The following is a 4498-nucleotide window of genomic DNA, read 5'->3' on the forward strand; positions in this document are numbered from 1 at the left end:
CTCCTCATCCGCTCCCATCTCCGGCCATAAGGCGGACACCACAGGGAGATTCGAATCCTGGAGGGGGACCTGGACCTTTCCGCGTCCGTACCCCATCGGGACGGCCTCATGATCAGACCGAATTCACCCCTTGACACCACACGAGACGGATCTGGCAGAACCGCGACATCAGCGGTCCCCTGCCGGCATCCGCATCAGGCGAGCTTCCTTACAAGGCGTCGCCTGAAAGCAGCACAGAAGCATAAGGACCTTCCATGAATCCTCATCCCAGCACAGCGTCACCATCAACCGAGGGCGATCAGTCCCACACCGGCATATGGCCCGTGTACGACGGCGAGCTCGGCGCCATCCTCGGCAGAGACTCGACGACCTTCACCGTCTGGGCCCCGACGGCATCGGCCATCATCCTGCGTTTGTATCGCGATTCACGACCCGGGCTTGAGCCCTACCGCGACACGAACCTCGGACGCATCGGGGATGGAGCCTGGCAGACGCGGTTCGACGAACGTCTCGACGGCGTCTACTACGACTACGTCGTCGAATTCCCTGACGGCATACGGACGGTGACGCCCGACCCCTGGGCGCATGCCTGCGGAGCCAACGGCGAGCGCAGCCAGGTGGTCGACGAATCGGTCCTCGCTCCGGAGGGATGGTCCGACGACGTCCCTCCGGAGATTCCCCGCGAGCAGACGGTGATCTGGGAGACGCATGTCGGGGATTTCAGCAACGATCCGCGGGGAGGCTTCCCTCAGGCCCATCGCGGCCGCTATCTGGCCTTTGCGGATGACCGGACCACCCTGGCAGGGACCACGGGGGGTCCCGACTCCTCGGGATTCCCGACCGGCGTCACCTACCTACGGCGGCTGGGTGTCACCCATGTGCAGATCATGCCGTTCTACGACTATGGGTCGGTGGACGAGACCACGCGATCCCCATACAACTGGGGCTACGACCCCGTGACGTATGACGTCCCCGAAGGCTCCTATGCCAGCGATCCCCATGATGGGCGAACACGAATCGCCGAATGCCGGTCGATGGTCGCCTCGCTCCACCGCAACGGCATGCGGGTGATCATGGACGTCGTATACAACCACATGTTCCGCTCCGACAACTGCTTCGAGAGGATGGTCCCGGGCTACTTCTGCCGCAGGAACCCGGACGGGAGCCTGTCCAACGGATCAGGCTGCGGGAACGACATGGCCAGCGAAAGACCGATGTTCAGTCGCTTCATCGTTGATTCTCTGGTGCACTGGGCGCGGGACTACCATATCGACGGCTTCCGCTTCGATCTCATGGGGCTTATCGACGTGGACACCCTGAACCGCGCGCGGCGCGCACTCGATGGGCTTCCCGGGGGTCGAAGCATCCTGATGTTCGGCGAACCCTGGGCCGCCGACGTCACGGCCGTGGACGACTCGGTGGCGCTTGGCGACAAGCTCGGGCTCAGCGGCCTGGACCCGCGGGTCGGCTGGTTCTGCGATGGCACCCGAGACTCCGTGAAAGGCAGCGTGATGGATGCATCCGCTCCCGGATACGTCAATGGCGCGGCCGAGGAGTTCGCCGATGACGTCTTCCATGCCCTGGACGGCTGGCGGAACACCGAATCGGCGCCGCGCCAGGCGGGTCAGCTCATCCAGTACGTCTCCGCGCATGACGACCTGACGCTGTGGGACAAGCTCTGCCTGAGCATGCGCGGGGATCATGTCCTGGAAAGCGACTTCGACGCCTTGGGAGCCATCGACGACATCCTGAACGCCAACGTTCTGGCCACCGGAATCGTGCTGACGTCCGCCGGCACCCCCTTCATGCTGTCCGGCGAGGAGTTCGCCCGCACCAAGTTCGGCTGCGACAACTCCTTCGACTCCAGCGCCCGACTCAACATGCTCGACTGGGGACGCGCGCGCAGGCTGGCTTCGCTCACGGACTGGTATCGTCGCCTGATCGCCGTACGCCGACGTGAACCCGGACTTTACGACGCTCCACGCACCAGAATCGCCGCGCCCAAGGGAGTCGTGGCCGCATGCATCGGCCACGATCTGGTCGTGGTCGTCAACGCGACCCACAAGAGTTGCCACGTCGCGGCACCAGCCGCCGGGGACGGCTCCTCCGTATCATGGAGCCGCCTCGTCGACTCGCGGCGCGACGGTCCTGCAACCGACGCGCCGAAGATGGAGTCTCATGCGGATTCACTCCCCGCTGGTGGCTCCGGAAGCCGGGCCGAAGCCGTCGGCCCCGTCGCCGAATCCACGCTCCCTTCACCCGCGCGCTCGTTCATCCTCTGGAAAAGAGACTGAGGAGACGGAGGGTAAGGTCAGGGAGCACCGGGCACGAAGACGTCCGGACCCAAGGATGCCGCGACGACCGGGGGCTACAGGTTCCATCTGTCGATGACCCGGTCCCCCTTGTAGACCCCAAGAACCGAGTAATGGGCCGTGTCGAGCCGGAGCAGCCGGGCGAATCCGGGGTCCACCCCCAGCCATCGCGCGGTGAGGACGCGAAGGATATGCGCATGCGCGACGAGCAGGACGTCCTGTCCCTGGACGACGGCCGGCCACAGACGGTCGATGACGTCATCGGCGCGGGCGGCCACATCGGCCAGGCTCTCTCCGCGTCCGTTGCGGACATGGACGACATCGCCTGCGGGAAGCCTTTCCTCGCGTTCACCCTCGAGGAAAGGCGGAAGCCTCTGCGTGCCGTCCCTCCACAGGTTCCATGACCTCCCGAGGGCCTCGCTGAGCTCGTCGCGGGTGCGGCCCTCCGCTCTGCCGTAGTCCCATTCAACGATTCCCGGCAGCGTTCCGGATTCCGCGAACCCGGCAAGAGCCGCCGTCTGTCGGGCTCGGAGCAGCGGGCTGGCCCAGACGGAGTCAAATCCCCCCACGAACATCCGCCGCAGCCTTTCACCCGCCTGAACGGCCTGTTTCCTGCCCGTTTCGGTCAGGGGGAGGTCGGTGCGGCCCGTATGCTGGCCTGACACGCTCCAAGCGGTCTGACCATGTCGGAGAAGGACGAGACGGCCCCGAGCGACGGCGTCGTCCTCGACGAGGATGTCGTTCATAGCCTCCTATGGTATCCCCGCCGAGGCGGAACGGGTGGGTCTCTCACGCGTTCCACTAGTATGAAGACATGACCAGCGAACCGGCGGACGATCTTCAGCGTCGAAACAGCGGGATTCCTGATGCGGACTCCACGGTCGCCTGGTTGACGACGCTCCAGGGAAAGGTGGATGACATGCGCACCCAACGATCGCAGGACGCCGAATCCCTTGGTGACAAGGTGCTCATCATGCTTGTTCCGACGGCGGCGGCCGCCATCGCCGGAAAGGCGTTCTCCGCGTGGTGGAGGCGCCGAGGACCGTCGAAGGACGCCGGCGCCTCAGCGAACTCCGACGCGGCCGACCAGGGACTCCTCATGGGTCTGGTATTCTCGGCGCTGTCCGCGGCCTTCGTCGCCGTCGTCTCCCAGCTGTCCGGACGCGGCTCCCGCGCGTTCGTGAACCATCGTCATCGTCGGGCGGCGCACCGCGGCTCGTCCTCGGCGAGGTAGCGTCTCGGTTCTCCATGGGTGAACTGTGCCGTCGACAGGCCGCCGTTCATCGTCATGGTGAAACAATAAGGGCATGACCGCACGCGACAATCCCACCATCCGCACCCTTCTTGAACGTCGTTCCATCCGCGCATTCACCGATGAGGGCATCGACGACGACATCCGCATCGTACTGGAGGAGGCGGCCCAGCGGGCTCCCTCCAGCCAGTATCTCAACGACTGGTCAGCGATTCGCATCACCGATCCCGCGCTCCGAGGCCGTCTGGCGGACATCGGGCGGCAGAGCTACATCGCGCAGGCGCCTTTGCTCTATGTTTTCGTCTCCGACGAGCATCGCAACGCCCTCATCGCACGCACCCAAGGCGTCGACGGCTCGGATCCGTCCTTCAGTCTTGACGCCGGCTACCATTTCACGCAGTCCCAGAACGACGCCGCTCTCGCCCTGCACGCGATGGAGACCGCGGCCAACGCCCTCGGATTGGGATGCGTGGTCCTCGGATCCCTGCTCAACGATGTGGACACGCTCATCGATCTGCTGAAGCTTCCGGAGCTGACATATCCCGTCCTGGGACTGGCCATCGGACACCCCGACCAGACGCCGATGCTCAAGCCACGACTTCCCCGTCCGGCGCAGTTCTTCATGGACACGTATCCCACCGACGATGAGGCAGGCGTCGGGGAATACCTGCCCGCCTTCGACGACGAGGTGCATCACTACTACGACCTGCGGCATGCCGATCGTCCTGTGGAGGCCTTCAGCGCACAGATCGCCGCGGCAGCCACCTCGAGAAGCGTCCATGCCAAGGCCGTGCTGCCCACGGCCGAACGACAGGGATTCCGTCTCGACTCCTGAGCGCGCCTGACGGGCAACGCGATTGCCAGTGATTCACCGGCTCGTCCGTCCCCCCCGAAGATACTGCCGTGATGGTCGCATAACCGCCGTCGACGGATA

4 protein-coding genes are annotated in these 4498 nt (G+C 65.1%); 3 read left to right on the forward strand and 1 reads right to left on the reverse strand.

Annotated features, from left to right (window positions below; genetic code table 11):
• The first annotated feature begins 254 nt into the window (after nucleotides 1–254).
• Nucleotides 255–2294: a type I pullulanase gene (pulA, locus tag RWX87_RS06525; protein ID WP_314688776.1), complete on the forward strand. Its 2040-nt coding sequence runs from the start codon at nucleotides 255–257 to the stop codon at nucleotides 2292–2294.
• 74 nt (nucleotides 2295–2368) lie between these two features.
• Here the strand turns inward: pulA and RWX87_RS06530 are convergent, their stop codons facing one another.
• A complete protein-coding gene (locus RWX87_RS06530) occupies nucleotides 2369–3058 on the reverse strand; it encodes a histidine phosphatase family protein (protein WP_314688777.1) in 690 nt (229 codons plus the stop codon).
• A 173-nt stretch (nucleotides 3059–3231) separates the two neighbouring features.
• Between RWX87_RS06530 and RWX87_RS06535 the strand changes: the two genes are divergently transcribed.
• The gene (locus RWX87_RS06535) at nucleotides 3232–3546 is read left to right on the forward strand and encodes a DUF4235 domain-containing protein (RefSeq protein WP_314688779.1); all 315 of its coding nucleotides are present in this window, start codon (nucleotides 3232–3234) and stop codon (nucleotides 3544–3546) included.
• 73 nt (nucleotides 3547–3619) lie between these two features.
• On the forward strand, nucleotides 3620–4399 hold the full coding sequence (locus tag RWX87_RS06540; protein ID WP_314688780.1) for a nitroreductase family protein: 780 nt from the start codon (nucleotides 3620–3622) through the stop codon (nucleotides 4397–4399).
• The last annotated feature ends 99 nt before the right edge of the window (nucleotides 4400–4498 follow it).

It is taken from the genome of uncultured Bifidobacterium sp. (assembly GCF_963540075.1).
Classification (GTDB): domain Bacteria; phylum Actinomycetota; class Actinomycetes; order Actinomycetales; family Bifidobacteriaceae; genus Bifidobacterium.